At 61.2% G+C, this 16907-nt stretch carries 13 protein-coding genes; 2 read left to right on the top strand and 11 right to left on the bottom strand.

The window, feature by feature from the left end; translation table 11 throughout:
* From BBTA_RS26355 to BBTA_RS26310, 10 genes are all read right to left on the bottom strand, one after another.
* Positions 1-924 carry a transketolase family protein gene (locus BBTA_RS26355; protein WP_012045555.1) on the bottom strand — a complete coding sequence of 308 codons (924 nt, stop codon included), beginning with the start codon at positions 922-924 and terminating at the stop codon, positions 1-3.
* The gene (locus BBTA_RS26350) at positions 921-1769 is read right to left on the bottom strand and encodes a transketolase (protein WP_012045554.1); all 849 of its coding nucleotides are present in this window, start codon (positions 1767-1769) and stop codon (positions 921-923) included. The genes BBTA_RS26355 and BBTA_RS26350 overlap by 4 nt, the downstream gene beginning before the upstream one ends.
* Positions 1770-1825: 56 nt before the next feature.
* Positions 1826-2824: an NAD(P)-dependent oxidoreductase gene (locus tag BBTA_RS26345; protein WP_012045553.1), complete on the bottom strand. Its 999-nt coding sequence runs from the start codon at positions 2822-2824 to the stop codon at positions 1826-1828.
* 12 nt (positions 2825-2836) lie between these two features.
* A complete protein-coding gene (locus BBTA_RS26340; protein WP_012045552.1) occupies positions 2837-3445 on the bottom strand; it encodes an SIS domain-containing protein in 609 nt (202 codons plus the stop codon).
* Positions 3442-4380: an NAD(P)-dependent oxidoreductase gene (locus BBTA_RS26335; protein ID WP_012045551.1), complete on the bottom strand. Its 939-nt coding sequence runs from the start codon at positions 4378-4380 to the stop codon at positions 3442-3444. Before BBTA_RS26335 ends, BBTA_RS26340 begins: the two co-directional genes overlap by 4 nt.
* A gap of 108 nt (positions 4381-4488) precedes the next feature.
* On the bottom strand, positions 4489-5211 hold the full coding sequence (locus tag BBTA_RS26330; RefSeq protein WP_012045550.1) for a nucleotidyltransferase family protein: 723 nt from the start codon (positions 5209-5211) through the stop codon (positions 4489-4491).
* A gap of 9 nt (positions 5212-5220) precedes the next feature.
* Positions 5221-6708 (bottom strand): PfkB family carbohydrate kinase, encoded by a 1488-nt coding sequence (locus tag BBTA_RS26325; protein WP_371260213.1) that lies wholly within the window; start codon positions 6706-6708, stop codon positions 5221-5223.
* A gap of 693 nt (positions 6709-7401) precedes the next feature.
* Positions 7402-8538, bottom strand: a complete 1137-nt coding sequence (locus BBTA_RS26320; protein ID WP_012045548.1) for a hypothetical protein — start codon at positions 8536-8538, stop codon at positions 7402-7404.
* 154 nt (positions 8539-8692) lie between these two features.
* Entirely contained in the window at positions 8693-9742 is a 1050-nt protein-coding gene (locus BBTA_RS26315; protein ID WP_244424120.1) for a hydrolase, read from the bottom strand.
* A 132-nt stretch (positions 9743-9874) separates the two neighbouring features.
* Positions 9875-11377 carry an MBOAT family protein gene (locus tag BBTA_RS26310; RefSeq protein ID WP_012045546.1) on the bottom strand — a complete coding sequence of 501 codons (1503 nt, stop codon included), beginning with the start codon at positions 11375-11377 and terminating at the stop codon, positions 9875-9877.
* A gap of 439 nt (positions 11378-11816) precedes the next feature.
* Here BBTA_RS26310 and BBTA_RS26305 point away from each other — a divergent pair, with 439 nt between their 5' ends.
* Entirely contained in the window at positions 11817-12878 is a 1062-nt protein-coding gene (locus BBTA_RS26305) for a hypothetical protein (protein WP_041750900.1), read from the top strand.
* A gap of 111 nt (positions 12879-12989) precedes the next feature.
* Here BBTA_RS26305 and BBTA_RS26300 read toward each other — a convergent pair whose 3' ends face one another.
* On the bottom strand, positions 12990-14069 hold the full coding sequence (locus BBTA_RS26300) for a hypothetical protein (protein ID WP_012045544.1): 1080 nt from the start codon (positions 14067-14069) through the stop codon (positions 12990-12992).
* An 856-nt stretch (positions 14070-14925) separates the two neighbouring features.
* Here BBTA_RS26300 and BBTA_RS26295 point away from each other — a divergent pair.
* Positions 14926-16881, top strand: a complete 1956-nt coding sequence (locus tag BBTA_RS26295; RefSeq protein WP_148221505.1) for a TIGR04372 family glycosyltransferase — start codon at positions 14926-14928, stop codon at positions 16879-16881.
* Positions 16882-16907: the final 26 nt, after the last annotated feature.

Raw genomic sequence — 16907 nt, 5'->3', positions numbered from 1 at the left:
TCAGCTCAACGCGTGGATGATCTTGTCCGCGATCTGGTGGCCGGTCAGTCCCAGCACCTCGCGAGCATATTCCTGTTCGCCTGATTTCTTGAAGAAGGCGTCCGGCGTGCCGAAGCGCAGGAACTTCTGGTGCTTCGTCTCGGTATCGGCAAGCCATTCGGACACGGCCGAGCCGAAGCCGCCGATCAGCGAATGCTCCTCAATGGTCGCGACTAGCTTGAAGCGGCTGAAGGCCTGCTTGAGCTTGTCCTCATCCAGCGGCTTCACGGTGTGAAAGCTGACGACCTCGGCGGAGATGCCCTTCTCCTTCAACTTGTGTGCGGCCTCAATGACTTCCGGCAGCATGTTGCCGGTCGAGAGCAGACACACATCGCTGCCTTCCTCGATCGTGATCGCCTTGCCGATCTTGAAATCCGCAATCGGTCCCTTGTGAACGACCGGCTCGCCCTTCTTGCCCATGCGGATGTAGACCGGCCGGTCCTGCTGCATCGCCGCGCGCAGCGCACCGCGCACCTCGAAAGCGTCGCCGGGGCAGATCACGACCATGTTCGGGATCGAGCGCAGGAACGAGATGTCCTCGCAGGCGTGGTGGGTCGGGCCGAGACCGGAATAAGCGAGGCCGGCGCCGACCGCGACGATCGTGACTGGCGCCTCGTGATAGCAGACGTCGGTGCGGATCTGCTCCAGGCAGCGCGTCGTCACGAAGGGGGTGATGGTGTAGGCGACCGGGCGCAGGCCGTTCATGGCCATGCCGGCGGCAACGCCCATCATGTTGGCTTCGGCGACGCCGCAGTTGAAGAAGCGGCTCGGATGCTTGTCCTTGAACTTGTCGAACAGCCGGTTGCCGATGTCACCCGACAGCATGACGACGCGGCTGTCCTCGTTGCCGAGCTTGGTCAGTTCGTCCGCGAATGCGTTTCTCATGACAGGCCGAGCTCCTTGAACGACTTGACGACTTCCTCAGCGGTGGGGGCGCGGTAATGCCAGTTGTTGTCGTCCTCCATGAACGACACGCCCTTGCCCTTGACCGTGTGGGCGATCAGCGCCACCGGCTTGCCCGACCCGTTCGGAATGTTCTGCATGGCCTCGGCGAGCGCGCCGACGTCATGGCCGTCGATCTCATGCGCGTCCCAGCCGAAGGCGGCCCATTTGTCGCGCAGCGGCGCCAGCATCAGGGTCTCGTTGGAGCGCGCGGTGGCCTGCCACTTGTTGTAGTCGACGACGACGCAGACATTCTCGAGTTTCTGGGCGGCGGCGAACATCGCGGCCTCCCACACCGAGCCCTCATTGTTCTCGCCGTCCGACAGCAGAGCGAACACGCGGAAGCTCTCGCCCTTGATGCGGCCCGCCAGCGCCATGCCGCAGCCCAGCGGCAGGCCGTGGCCGAGCGAGCCGGTCGCGGCCTCGACGCCGGGCAGAAGGTTCGCCGGCGGATGTTCGGCGAGCCGGCCGCCGTCCTGGCAATAGGTATCGAGCTCCTCGATCGGGAAGTAGCCCTTCATCGCCAAGGTCGCGAACAGCGCCGCGGCGGCATGACCCTTGGACAGGATGAACCGGTCGCGCAGCGGATCGGTGGGGTTTTTCGGGTCGATGTTCAGCACGTGCCAATAAGCAGCAGTCATCGCATCGGCGCAGGACAGCGACGAGGCCAGATGCGCGGCCTGGGCCTTGTGCGACATCTCGATGATCTTGCCGCGCAGCCTGGCGGCCTGCGCCTTCAGGGCGGCGACGTCGGGCTTGGCCGCGGTGCTCCGGACTGCAACGTTCATCGTGCTCTCCAGTCGCGCTTCCCGTCAGGAAGCGCAGGGGTCGATCAGGGTGTCGATCAGGGTTTATGTTCGTACTTGGTCGGCAGCTTGGCCATGACATTCTCGAAGCGTCGCGCCCAGGCGATGACGTCGTCGATGCCCTGTTCCAGCGAGTAGGTGTCGCGCCAGCCGAGCTCGGTGCGCAGCTTGAAGCTGTCGAGCGTATAGGCGGTATCCTTGCCCGGCCGCTCCGGGCCGATCTCGACGCAGTCTTCGAACGACTTGCCCAGCCGGGCCAGGATCATCTCGACCAGGGTGCGGATCGAGACCAGCTCATAGCCGGAGATGTGGTAGGTCTCGCCGAGCTTGCCGCTGCGGCCGATCTTCACCGTCGCGTCCGACACGTCGGTCATGTGGATGAACACGCGCACCGACTTGCCGCCCCCGTCGAGCCGCAGCTTCTGCCCGGTCATCGCGGCGACGATGGTCCGCGGCACGATCCGGTAGAGCTGCTGGCCCGGGCCGTAGACATTGGCGGCGCGGGTGAAGACCACGGGGAATTGGTAGTTGGCGAAATAGGTGCGCAGGCTCATGTCGCCAGCCGCGCGCGACACCGCGTAGGGCGTCGACGGGTTGAAGGCTGCGTCCTCACGGACCCAGCCCTCGGTCGAGCCGTAGACTTCCGGCGTCGTGACGTGGACGTAGCGGTCGAGGCCGTCATAGTTGCGCAGGATGTCGTGCAAGCGGACGGCCGAGACGACGTTGGTCATCATCCAGTGGTCTGGATACAGCCAGCTCTCGCCGACCATGCTTTGGGCTGCGAAGTTCACGACATGGGTCGGCCGCTCGGCCGCCAGCAGCGCCTTCAGCGCATCGAGATCGTGGTTGAGATCGACGCGCTTGAAGCGGACATTGCCGGGACGCTTCTGCCACTTGTAGGGCAGGAACGCCTCATGCGGCTCGTCCGAGCGGCTGGTCGCGATGACGTCGTGACCGGCCGCAGCCAGGAAATCGACGAAGGTTGCGCCCGAAAACGAGTTCGAGCCGAGGATCAGGTACTTTTCGTTCGCAGCCATCGTCCTTGCCCGTCAGACCTCGCGCGTCGTGATGATCTCGCCGCGCTGGGCGTACAGCCACTGCATGATCATGTGGCCGATCACCATCTGCGCATCCTCGGCGATCTGCATGTCGTTGACCGCGAAGTGGATCGGCACGTCGGCAAGCGCCTTGGCCTTGCCGCCGGAGAAGCCGAGCACGGCATAGCTGGTCATACCGACCGTCTTGGCCTCTTCGAGCGCCTTCAGGATGTTCGGCGAGTTACCGGAGCCGGAGAAGGTGATCAGCACGTCGCCCTTGCGCGCGAGCACCGCGAGCTGCAGCGAGAACACCTGGTCGTAGCCTTCGTCATTGGCGAGGCAGGTGATCACGGACGGGTTCGACGACAGCGAATGCACGCGCAGGCCCGAGCCCGGCGTCTTCGACAGCGCGTAGAGGAAGTCGTTGGCGAGGTGGTTGGCGTTGCCGCCGCTGCCGCCATTGCCGCAGAAGAACACCTGCCGGCCGGTCTGCCAGCAGTCGCGCAGATCATAGGCGAGCTTCTCGACGGGAGACCAGTCAAAGTCCTTCAGCACGGTGCTGAAGCGGCTGGTGTAGTCGGCGAACAGGCTGCTGGGGGTCTTGAAGGTGAGGGCGTTCATTTCACGACCTCCTTCTCCATCCATTTCAGATTGTACCAGCGGTCGTCATTCTTCAGCTGGCCCTGCGAATACATGCCGATGATTTCCTTGATCGCGTCCTCCACCGTCTTCTTCGGGCGGAAACCGGTCGCGAGCAGGCGATCGGAATTGACGCGGTAGCTGCGCGGATCGTTCGAGGGCGTCACGACGACCTCGGCCGGCACGTGCTTGGTGACGAGCTTGGCGATGTCGAGGATCGAGATGTTCTCGAAGCCGGCATTGTAGACGCCGGTGTGCTCAGGATGATCGAGCAGGAACAGATAAAGGTCGGTGATGTCGTCGATGTGAATGTTCGGCCGGGTCTGGTCGCCGCCGAACACAGTGATTCGGCCATTCATCAATGCCTGCATCGTCAGCATGTTCACCGACACGTCGAGGCGCTGGCGCGGAGAATAGCCGCACACGGTGGCAGGACGGACGATCTGCACCACCATGTCGTCCTTGTAGGACAGCACAATGCGCTCGCCGCACATCTTGGTCTTGTTGTATTCGGAGATCGGCAGCAGTTCGAGATCCTCAGTCACCTGCTCCTCTTCCTTGACGCCATAGACGCTGCCGGAGGAGGCGTAGATGAAGCGCTTGATCCCGTGCCGATAGGCGCGATCAGCGAGCTGCATCGTGGCGAGGCAGGAGATCTCCCAGGTGAGCTTCGGATCGAGATCGCCGCAAGGGTCGTTGGCGACGCTGGACAGATGAATGATCGCGTCGACGCCGGTCAGGTCGATCGCGTCCGGATTGCGGACGTCACCCTGGACGACCGTCAGGTCCGGATGTGGCTCCAGGAAATTGCCGAACCACATGATGTCGAACGCGACGACCTTGTGGCCGGCCTTCAAGAGCTTCGGCACCAGCACGCTGCCCTTGTAGCCGCACGCTCCGGTCACGAATATTTTCATCTGCAGAATCCCCGTGGCTCGCCTGTCGTCTCGCCGGCTGGTGCGTCGTTCGCACCCTTATACAAATTGGCAGAGGTGGGCGACCAACCCAGCGGCCAAAGCCGCCCGTCAAGCGTCCTCGCCACGGCGCGGTCTGTGATTAAACTCCAAATGGGCCCGGCGCAAGCTTTCCGGGTTACCGATATCCCGATGATAACCGCTCGTTTCCACGCATAAAATGCGTCCCAGATAGTTGGGGATGACCTCGGTCGAGAGATCGACGACGCTCTTTCCGAGCGCCGCGATGTCGTCGATGACAGCAGGCTCGAACACATAGACCGCGCCATTGGCGAGGTTCCCAGGCGGATTTTTGACCTTCTCGTGGAAGGCGAGCACCCTGTTCTGCTGATCCAGCTCGAGGATACCGCATGAACTCGGATCGTCAGTTCGGAATGCGAGCATCGTCATGATACAGCCGGACGGCCGGTTGCGATGCGCCGCGAGCAGCCCCTCGACGTCGAAATCCGTGAGATTGTCGGCATGGGCCACGAGAAATGGCTGGTCGGCGAACCAGGCCCGGTTGGCGAGCACGGTGCCACCCGTGCCGAGCAGTTCATCTTCGTGAACGAGGTCGATCCTGTCGCGCCACCGCGACTGGGCGACATGAGCTTGCACCTGCTCTGCGAGCCAGTGGGTGTTCAGGAGCGCCCGCTCGACGCCGCCCTCAAAAACGAGGTCGAGCCAATAGTCCAAAAGCGGCCGGTCGTGCACACGGACCAAGCATTTCGGCGTCGTGTTGGTCAGCGGGCGCAGCCGGCTTCCGATGCCGGCGGCGAGCAGAAGGGCACGCATGACGGCATCCTACTCGTGGCTGAAGCCGGTTTCGTCGATTTCCTTGACCAGTTCCGCGGTCGTCAGCGGCAGGTTGCCGACCCGGGAGACCTGGAGAGCTGCGGCCAGTGAGCCGAGATAGGAGGCTTCCCAGATATCGGCTCCCGCGCGCAGGCCCATCGAGCAGGCCATGAAGAAGCTGTCGCCCGCGCCGGACACATCCTTCGGCGACGGATTGAACGCGGGCAGGCGGTCGGAGGTGAAGATACCCTCAGCCATGGTGTTGATCAGCGCGCCTTCGGCGCCCAGCGTAATCACCAGGTTCTTGGTACGGGCCCGTTCGACCAGCCGTTCGCTGATGACAGCCAGGCCCGAGATGAAGTCGTTCAACGCAACGCGTGCCTCGCGCTCGGTCGGGGTCAGCAGGGTCATGCCCTTGAAACGGGAGACGTCGCCGGTCTGCGACGACACCTGGCTGTCAGCCGCCATCATCACGCCCTTGGAGCGGGCGCGATCCGCCACCGCGTCGACCAGATCCTGCGGCAGGCAGCCGTAGTTGAAGCAGGAGAACAGCAGCAGATCACAGGTCTTCAGGGCGCGCTCGACCGAGGTCAGCATCTGCCGCTGCAGATCCGCGTCGGAGGCGTGCTGGCGCAGATGATTGACCCGCAGCAACGTCTTATTCAGCGCGCGAAAGCGCTGCTTTCGCGTGGTCGGGCGCGTCTGGTCCGTGAAAGCGTTGAAACTCACGCCATGCTGCTCAAGCGTGTGACGGGCGAAGCGCGCCGCCTCGTCGTCACCGACCAGCGTGAAGAACTGCACGTCGGCGCCGAGACCATGTGCATGCGCTGCCACTGCGCCGGCGCCGCCGACAAAGGTACGGGTCATCAGCGGCGTCACGACGATGGTCGGATCCTCCTGGGACATGCCGACGGCGTCGCAGGTGACGTACTCGTCCACGATCAGGTCGCCGATGACGGCCACCCGCATGCCGGCAAGCTTGCCAAGCAGATCCTTCAAGGCCCCGATCTCGAAACCGTGGCGCTTGGGGAATTCCTGCGGCTTGCGGACGGTTGAGATATCGACGTTTGCGTCCCGTTCCAAAAGGGACAGGGAGGCGAAACGCAACTCGCCGGATGAGAAGATCAGCCGGCCGCCATAGGAGTCGACTGCCTCCTGTTCGGGATTGGCGCGGTCCTCGAACTCCTTGCCCTTGACGACGACGGTCGGCTTCAGGTGCGAGATGAACTCGGACGCGGACGTTTCCAGCCGCACGGCATGGTGCACAAAGGCGATGGAGCGTACATTTTCCAGGCGCATGTCCTGCGCCAAAGTCACGCCCGGTGTGGAATCGGGGTTGACCCCGACGACGAGCACATCTGCCTGTTCAGCCGCGAATTTCAGCAGTCGCAGATGTCCGGGGTGCACGACGTTGAAATTGCCCGATACGAAGGCAATCGTCTGCCCAGGCTCACAGGACGTGCGAATAGTCTGACAGGCCAGATCCGTCTGGGTCATATCGATCACCTGATCCAAGATTCGTCTCCGGCTCAGCCGCGCTGCGACAACTGAGATGACATTGCAGGTCTCACGCGAGCAGGATGACCGAATCGCTGACGTGAAATGCATGACCGGCTTGGCGTCCCGGCGTCGGGACACGCCGTTCCATCAAGCACGTGGCTGCTCGCGGACGTTGATTTCATTGTAAAAAGTCGAAGCATTCTCATGATCTGAAGCAATGAACCGGCGGCATCCAGGTTTTTCGGCCCATCTCTTTAACAGGTGTGCGCAGCAGCACAAACCCCTGGGCACAACGGACTGAGATTCGGGCTGCCACTGCAACGGATGGTTGTTTCACCTGCTTACGCGAACATGACATTCGGCACACTGCGGCATTCGCCAAGAAAATTGTGGTTTTGCTAAGGGATGATAGCGCCTCGAGGGAGCGGCCGCTGGTCCAGCTGATGCCGCGGCGACGCCGCTGGTTGCATTCGCTGCGATCTCGCGCGAAAATCCCGTCCCGGCACCGGATCACCAGCTTTGCCGCGGGCTTGCCTGTAACGGATCGATCGAGGCCAAGCGCAGTGCTCACCCGCCACTGGTCCCGTGGCGACCGTACTCATGCTGGTTCCGCGGGACCAGACTTGGAGGTGGCGTCCTCGTCGCGGGCGGCGAATCAGCTGATTCGCGGTGTGAACGCGCCGGGGCAACTCAGTGGTAAAGGTCGAACTGCTCGTTCTGTCCGCGGTCGAGGTCTGCCGCCAAGCTGCTGCGGTCAATCCGCGGAAGGTATTTGGCGAAGTCGGGCTTTTCCAGCAAAGCGAGATACGTCTTCAACATGCCCCGTTCGGAGGGATGCGCAGGATCAAAGAAATTGTTGGGGTCCTGCGAGGTCTGTGTGCGACTCATACCGAAGAACGAAATTCCGAGCCTGGCGAATCTGTTTGCCGTCTGCTCACTCTTGAGGTCGCGCCAGATCCCTGAATAGGGCCAATAGGACTCGTTTGTATCGAGGAAGGCTGCGGCGCTTTCAAGAAACGGATATTGGATCGCGATGACCTGGAACTGGCGTTCATGCGCGAGGCGTGACAGACGCTCGATCTCGCCGAACTGCCGTTCGCTGAGCTGCGGGGCTCCAGGAAACGAGGACGTCACATATTGGGGGCCACGTGACAATGTCTCGTCCGCTATTCGCCGATAGGGGGGAGCAACCATCACCGAACCGTCCTGTCGGAAGCCGAACTTGCCGCGGATCGCCTCTGTTCCAACCAGCCTGTTGCCATCCACCGGTTCGGTCTGCGGCGCCGTGACAGCCGCCAGGATCGCATCGCGATCTCCGTTGTTCCGGATCACGAAGTCGGCGACGTCGTGCAGCTTACGCCGATGAGAGTCGAGGCCCTGGCTGAAATCCATCGTCCGCTCCTTCTGCCAGGCTTCGGCGAGAAAGTCGCCGAACAGGAAGTAATCCAGAGCGACAATGACGATTCGGGGCTTCGCGACCCGGGTTGCGCGGTCAATGAAATCGACGACATGCGTCAGTGGCCACGCCGTGAGGCAGGCGTTGTAGGCGACATAAGGACGGAACATCTGCGCGCGAGCCTGACCGCAGCGCGAGCTTCCGACCAGCAGCACCTCAGGCTGGACCCGCTTGATGCGTTCGAGCTTGTAGGGAGCATAATCCTTGAACGAGCCGAGCCAGACAACCCGTTCAGTTTGCGACTGCTCGGAGGCGATCGTCGACAGCGGGATCGTTGCGCCCAATCGCCAGCCCGCCCACTCCAAGACCACCAGCAGCGGAATGAACGCGGCGACGAAAAGCGCAATGACGATCGCAACATATCGCGCCACAACAAACGTCCAATTTGCCGGTATCGTTCGCTTCTAATTGCGGACAATTAGGCCCGCAATCCGTGTTTCTCCGGGCTTGATTGTGGCGGCAGTTACGAGGTCGGGAGCGCCGGCTCACGCAGATGGCTACCGAGCTGCGCGGCATTCGATCAGGTCAGAATGCAACTCGATCCGGATCGATCCTGGGAAACAATGCTCGAAAATCCGGATTCTTCAGCAGATGAAGCATGACCCTGGCTGCACCGTCTTCGGCGAGATGGTAAGCGTCGACGAAGCTGGAGGGCTCGTCGGCCATCGTGAGTCGAGCCAGGTCGAACAGCGGAACTCCAAGGCTGCGTAGCCAGACACGGGTTTCCTCAGTCGCGAATTCACGCCAGGCTCCGAAGCCGTTGGCTGCATTCTGCTCGCGATCCAGCAACGCGACCCCCGAACGGATGAATGGCAGCTGGACGCCGACGAGCCTCACCCCGCGCTCCCGCGCGATCTCGGCCATTCGAACGATCGGCTGCTTGAGCCAGGATGACAGGCCTGGTGCGCGCGGCAGGGTCTCCGCGAGCGTTTCGGCGTTCATATAGCGCGACCGGGCATCGGCGAGGTGGGCGGGCGAATAGACGTAAGAGCCGTCATTGCGGAACCCCTCCTGGTGAAGGATGGACTGGGTCCCGACGAAGGCGCTCGGCGCGGTCAGATAATCTCTGAACGTCCCGGGATGACGCGTCGCGGTGCGGGCGAAATCCAGCAGGCTTCCCCTCAGATAGGTGAGGGGATGATCGTATTGCATCTCTCGCTTGATCGCGAACCACTCTTCCCAACGGTCGGCAAACAGGAAATGGTCCAGCGAGAGAATCGCAGCCCGTGGTCGGTGCAGCCTGGTGGCGCGCTCGAACAGTTCGGCCGTCTGGCCCGTGGTCCATGCCGTGAAGGACAGGTTGTAGAAGCTGTACGGGGCAAACAGGTCCGCGCGAAATGTTCCTGCGCGCGAGGTGCTGATCCAGACGACCTCGGGGCGTTCCTGCGCCATCCTCGCCAGCTTGAATGCCGCGTTGTGGCGCAGATCGTAAGGCAGGACGATCTGCTCCGGATGATTTCGTTGCGAGTCCGCCAGGTCCTGCAAGCTGGCTGCTGCACCGAACGGATGTGCCGCCTGAAACAGGCAAGCCGGCGGCAGATAGCCCGCAACGGCCGAAGCGGCCAGAACACCCATGAGATATCGCCGTGTCACACCGGCAGCTGGCAGGGCATCTGTTGAGCCTGGCGGATCGATCATGCGGCGGTCACTTGCACCGTTGCTGGTCGTGATCGCGCCTTGGTTACGCGGTTTGCGACTGTTCGCGAATTAGAACTGAAAATACAGGAACTGGGACGTATCCCCCGCGATGATGTTCATGAGTACCGCGGCAACCAGCGCCACCGACGTTCCCACCGCCCACGGCAGGGATGGCCGCCAGTTCAGGCTCAGGATGCTCCAGGGCCGCGGATTGTGATAGGTCTCGAGCCCGACCTTCCAGCGTTCGAACATCCCGTTGACGTTGGGCAGTGCGAGGCATGCAACGTAGCCCAGCAGGATCGCGATCATCACCCGGCCATCGACCAGGTTCGTCATCGTGATCTTCTCGGGGTTCGACAGGCCGATCATGCCCTTGATCAGCCGGACGGCCGCATTCGGATTGTCGGCGCGGAAGAAAACCCAGGCCAGCACGACCATGATCTGGGTCAGAACCAGCGCCGCCGCGGCGTAAGAGAGGGTTCCTGACCAGCGGGCAAGCGCCGGCTGCCTCTCCACGAACTTGCTCCAGCGATGATTCACAATGAGGAAGAGGCCGTGCAGCGCTCCCCAGATGATGAAGGTGAAGCCGGCGCCGTGCCAAAGGCCGCCGAGCAGCATCGTCATGAACAGATTGACGTTGCGCCTGTGCTGGCCGTGGCGGTTGCCGCCGAGCGGAATGTACAGATAGTCTCGTAGGAAACGCGATAGCGAGATGTGCCACCGACGCCAGAATTCCACGATGCTTTGCGACTTGTAGGGCGAATCGAAATTGAAAGGCAGCTTGATGCCGAACATGATCGAGATGCCGATCGCCATGTCCGAGTATCCGGAAAAGTCGAAATAGATCTGAAGCGAGTAGGCGAGCGCGCCGCCCCAGGCGTCCATAAGATGGAGATGGCTTGAATTGGCGGCCTGGAAGACCGGATTCGCGACCAGCCCGAATCCGTCGGCGATGAATGACTTCTTGAACAGGCCGATCGTCAGGATCGTGAGGCCGATTGCCACGTTCTCGATGGAGATCTTTCTGCTGTCCTCTGAGCCGAACTGCGGCATCATCTCGCGATGATGGAGGATCGGTCCCGCAACCAGATGCGGAAAATAGGTGACGAAAAGACCGTATTTGACGAAGCTCCGCTCGCTGGCGTAGCCGCCATAAACGTCGGCAAGGTAGGCGATCTGGGTAAAGGTGAAGAACGAGATACCCAAGGGCAGCACGATGGCAAGCGAAGGGTACTTCGATGCCGTGAGCGCATTGAGGATCTGAATGCCGAAATTCGTGTATTTGTAGAAAGCGAGCGCTCCCAGGTTGAGCGCGATCGCAGCCGCAAACAGTCCGTTGCGCGCCTTGCCGCTCTGTCCCGCGATCAACAGGCCCATTGTGTAATTGAACACGATGGAGACCAGGATGATCGGGACAAAATGGATGTCCCAGTAGCCGTAGAAGGTCAGCGACGCCGCGGCGAGCCAGCTCAGCCGCGCGACCGGCGACACGAAAAAGCGCGCAAGCAGGAAGTATCCGGCGAAGGTCACCGGAAGGAACAGGAACAGAAACTCAAACTGCGTGAAGAGCATAACAAGTTTCTTGATGTTGCGGCGCGTCGCGTTGCTTTACCAATGATTACCGACGCTGCCAAGTTGCTCCTGGGATCAAGCCAGGAAAGTCTGTGGGATTGTGTCATCGCCGCAGACTGTTGTGCCCCGCTAAAAAGACGCTGAGGTCGCATTTGGCCGCTTTTCGGCTCAACATGCGAAGCTGCCCCCCCCTGGATTGCGGGCAAATGGATTTGCCGTTCGGGGTCATGCACCCAGGCGTGTTGCTCCGGATGGGGCGGTGCTTCTTCCTATCCGGTACGATGCCTTGGCAGGACTTTTCCGCGCTGTCCTTCTCGTTTCAGTGACGCACCCACAGGCATCTGGAGCCTTGGCTTGAGTTGACTGGGCTGCCGCTGTATTCGAGGCCGGGTAAAGTGTTCCCTTGTGGGTCCAAAGTCAGTCTAAGCGAGATCTTGCGATGTCGACAGTCACCGGGGCGGGCCTGAAGGCAACGTCGGGAACGCTCGCGGCCGGGCGCTATCTTGCCGTCGTCGGTGTTTGCGGACTTGCTCTGCTCTTCATCTTCTCCGCCAGCCTGTCGTTGCTCTCGCATGACGGCTGGATGTTCGGCGACTACTTTTCGCAGATTCCTCGCGATGGCAACGCGGAGTGGTATCGCAACTTCGGGGGGCGCAGCGTCCCGCAAATCCAGGATCAGGATATATTCTACAGCAATGTCGGGTCCTCGGTGGCCGCGGCCAAGAGTGCAGACATCATCTTCCTGGGTCCGTCCTTCGTCAGTTATGCGCTCGACAGGCGAACTCTCGAAGCCGCTCCTCAGTTCGACCAGCTGAAGATCTACAATATGGCGTTCGTCGGTCTGCGGGGCGGCGAGTTTTCGCGCCGGGTGATCAACCGCTGGAAGATTCATCCGCCGCTTTGGGTGATCAATGCAGATGATCAGTTCGTCCATTTCTTCAGCAATGATCTGAATGTGACCCTTGGCCCGCAGAAAATGCCGATCGTTGCGGTCGAGCGCAGTCGGCTGCGCGGTTACTTGACCGTGGTTGGGCGCAATCTGCACTGGCGGATCGAAGATCTGGTGGCCGCATTCAAGAGCGGGCAGTTCACGCAGACCGGACTGTACCGCAACATCGCTAACGGTGACATGGGGCTGGATGCCAACCCATCCTACGTCGCCCAGGGCAACAAGCCGATGTTGTCCGCGCGCGATCCCAACTGTCACACCACTCAAGCCATCATCGATTACGCAAGGACACTCTTGAAGGAGATCGGCGGCCGCGTCGTGCTCACCCTGGTTCCGCATAGCCAATCCTGCGTGCAGCAGGCGGACGAGCTGGCCAAGGCCCTGAACCTGGAGTTGGTTGCGCCGCCGTTTGATGGAATGACCACGGTTGATGGTGGTGGCCATCTCGACCGGAATGGCGCGGAACGGTACACCAGCTTTCTCGTCCGTGAGATCGTCAAGACCGAGGCGTTCAAGCAGGCGTTCCCAAATTGGTTCAGCGCGACCAAGTGACTTCCTGAGGAGCCAGGGCGCGCTTATCCGGTACGCCTACGGACAGGGCGCTTAAGGCTATCAGCGCGGCGATCCCGACCGGCAGCGATCCGGCTGAATCAGGCTGGCAGTCTAGGGGGAACCGATCCGCAAAGCCGGTCGGCTTTCTGAGGTGACTTCTCGAACATGCTGCTCGGTCCTGACCGGGTCGATGTCCGGAAAGATCGCGCGAAATCCAGGAAGGTCGAGCAGTCGTTGGATGACGCGCAGCGCTCCGAGCTCGCTGACATGATAGGAGTCGACGAAATTCGCCTTATCATCGTTGATCGGCGAGCGTGCCAGGTCGAAAAACCGAATGCCGAGTGTCTCGAGCCGGTTGCGATTTCGATCACTTTCGAACTCGCGCCACACGCCCGCGTAGTCCCGGTAGGATTCGTTGTGATCAAGATAATCGATTCCGGCGCGAATGAATGGCAACTGCACGCCGACGAGCGTGATGCCGCGCTGCTTCGCCATCTCGGCGATCCGGCCGATTGCCGCCATCTGGCGCTCCGACATTTCAGTGCCCCCGGGGATCGCCTGTACCAGCGTTTCCGCGGTCTGATGGCGTTGGCGTGCATCGTCGATATGGGACGCGGAGAACTGATACGAGCCGTCCCGGCGAAACCCTTCTTCCTGCAGAAGCGCCTGCGTGCCGACAAACGGCCCCGCCTCAAACAACGCCTTCTGCAGAATTCGCGGGTGCTTGAGTGCAGTTTGGAGGAAATCCGCGATGCTCGAGCGCAGATAGGTCCATGTCTGTCCGTAGATCATTGTCCTGGAGCCGGCATTTGCCTGCTCCCAGGCGTCGGTAAAGAGAAAATAGTCGAGAGAGAGGATCACGACGCGAGGCTTGGTGTCCCGGGTCGCGCGTTCGAAGACGTCCGCGATCTGGTCGGTCGTCCACGCAGTGAACGACATGTTGTAGAAGCTGTACGGCTGGAACGCATTCGAACGGAAGGTGGCGGCGCGCGAAGACCCGATCCAAAGGATATCCAGGCCGTGCGACGGCAGGCTGTGCAGCTTGTAAGCACCATTGTATCGGAGATCGAACGGCAGAAAGATCGCATCGGAACTGGTCGAGCCGAACGGTCTTGCGGCGAAAAACAGAACTGCTCCTGCGATTGAAGTAAGCGCCAGTATAACCACCAAGTAGCAATTCGCGCGGCGCATGTAGGCTTCTCGTCTCGATCAACGCCACGCAATTTAGGCGGCGGAAGGTGGCATTGCCGATATCGGCATCTGTCGCGTCGTTGTCGACGTCAAGAATGAGGTCAACAAGCGTTGGATAGATTCAGGGGAGCGATCCTAAGTCGATTGCGGCTTCGGAACAAGCGATTCGGGCTTGCGTCGGATCTGCTTGAGAGGCTAGCTCCGGCGTGATGAAGCCCGTATGCCGAGCTAATATCGTCGACAATGGTGTTCCCATGGGGGTCTGTCCAGGATGGCCGTTAGCAGAATGCAGGGAAGGGGCCGCCTTGAGGGAGTCGGCAAATGCCTTGGGCGGGCAGTGGCCCAGATGAATGATGCTTCAGAATTCGACTGGTGAGGGCGAACCGATCCTCAGGCATGTTGTCGTCAAGGGGGGAGGCGAAGACCATTGGCTGAAACCGTCAAGCGCGTCCTCGGCCGTCCAGGATCTCCGTTCCCATCTCGCTCAGGGGGCCGTGCCTTGTGTTGTCAACAGCGGTCCAGGACGGTCGCTCGATCGGGACCGCGGGAATGGCGGTCATGGATTGTGCAGCATACAAAACGGATTGGTTCTGATCCGTAGGTCCGGCTTGGCTTGGCAGGACCCGCTCTGCTATAGTTCTGCTGGCACGATCGATGCAGCTCTTGATCACCCCCCGCCAAGCCGACCATCTCGGCAAAGACGCTTTCGCTTGGACTATGCGCGTTCATTATCTCAACATCGATAGTGATTTCGAGCAGGGCCTTGCTCCGCAACGCGCTGGGTAGGTCTTCCAATCTCGGTCTCGCTTCGGACGCTAGAGAATGAAGAGCCTTGGCTCTGTTGGGACTTTGTTGGATGAAATCGCTTCAGATATTCAAGCGCGCTCGCTATCGCCGGTTCGTCTATCTTGTATTCGTGATGTTCGGCACGACGCTCAATCTGCTGCCGAGGCGTGCCGTATTTCTTGGTCTTGTCATCGCTGAAGTCGTGAGAGTTCCGCTTCGCGAGCGCATGTATCAAGCCTATTTTCCCTATGCCACCTCTCATCTGGCAGACGAGCCGGGTTTTCGCTTTTCGACGGCTTTGAGCCGTCGCTTCTATTTTGCATGCGTTCATGTTCTGCATAGGGTTGGCGCCTATCGGGAGGTCGTCGACGTGGTCCGCCGCGAGACGCTGCCGCGGGATGAAACGAGCGTCCGCTATGCACTCGTCCGGTCGCTGTTCGAGCTCGGTGAGTTCGAGGCCGCGCGGGACGCCGCGTCCGGCGCGACGAATGATGAGCTGTGCTCGATGACCGATCTCGCCTACCATAAGGCGATGGTCGACATGATCTGCGGAGACGAGCAAAGCGCGTTGGACGCGATGTTCTGGGCGTGCAGGAGCAGCTTGCACTTTTTCCGCCCGCATCAGAACATCGCCGCGCGAGGTTCGATGCTCTACCGTCCCAACAGCTTCGATGTGCTGTGCGGCTCGGAGGGCCGCTTGTTCGATTTGTGCAATTTCACGGGACAGCGGGTGACCCATGTCGGTCGCGGAGAGCTCGGAATCCGGCTGTTCGAACGTGCTCTGGAGGCGCAGCAGCGTCTCCGCAAATCGCCTCCGCCGCTGTCGGCGGAGTTGACGCAGCTGTTCGAGCGGCTTGATGTCAGCTTCGACGAATTGCGGCTGGTTCCCGAGGAATGGGCCACCCAGATCGGCCATCTCGGGATGCTCGACATTCTGTTCCGGATGCGTGAGCTCGGCTGGTGGTCGGGCAAGGCGGTGATCGTCGTACGTCCGGGATTGATCGCCAACGCCGCGTTCTTCGAGCTGTTCAAAGGGTTCGGCCGGGTCCTCGTCATCGGTGAGACGATCTCCGAGCGTGTGGCTGAGGAGTTGTTGTCGCTTCAGCGCTGGTGCGGTCTGAGCTTCAATGCTTTCCGGCTACCGGACGGCCGAGCCGTGCCTTGGCAGGATGCGGGCGCGATCGCGCTCGAACAATGGGAGCGGGAAGGACGATCGCATCCGCTGCGCGACGCCTACGATGCATCCATTTCGGATGTTGCCGCCGAGCGGTTTGTTCAGCTCTGCTCCAGGTACGGCATGAAGGCCGACGACTGGTATGTTTGTCTTCACACGCGCGACGCTGCCCATTATTTCGAGTTCATTGGAACCGGGCAGACGCATCGTAACGCGCCGATCGAAGCATCCCTCGACGCGATTCGCCTGATCACCTCACGCGGGGGATGGGTCATCAAGCTCGGAGGTCCGAACTCTCCCAAGCTGCCGCCGCTGGCGCGGACCATCGATTATGCTCTGAGCGAATTCCGCTCCGAGCGAATGGACATTCACCTGATCCGACATGCCCGCGCCTTCATCGGCACCACGTCGGGCTTGACGAATGTGGCAGTTAGCTTCGGCATTCCCTGTGCCATCGTCAATGCGATCACCACCGACGCTCAGTTGTGGAACGCGAATGTTCGTTTCGCGCTCAAGCCAGTCAAATTGGCTGACGGAACCATGCTTACGCAACGGCAGCTGACAATGGAGCCGTGGCGATGGCGGGTGTTCGATGCCGCAGTGCTGGGCCGCAGCGCCGCTCACCCTGAGAACAACTCGGCTGAAGAGATCTGTCAGGCCGTAGAGGAAGTCCTGGCGCTGGCGGAGGGGCGGTCTGCGGCATTCGAGACCGGTTATGATACCGAGCGGCTTCTGGCGCGTTGGAAGCGGGCGCTTGCGCTGCCCTATTTCTATGGCCCGAGCCGCCCCAGCCTTGCGTTCCTCGCCAGGCACGAAAAACACTTCCTTCCCGAAGTGGCCGAGGGCGGGTGAGCGATGCCACTGAGCGACGGCGCATC

The sequence above is a fragment of the Bradyrhizobium sp. BTAi1 genome, from assembly GCF_000015165.1.
GTDB lineage: Bacteria > Pseudomonadota > Alphaproteobacteria > Rhizobiales > Xanthobacteraceae > Bradyrhizobium > Bradyrhizobium denitrificans.
Note: the sequence above shows the minus strand (reverse complement) of the source record. Positions and strands in the feature narration are given on the sequence as shown.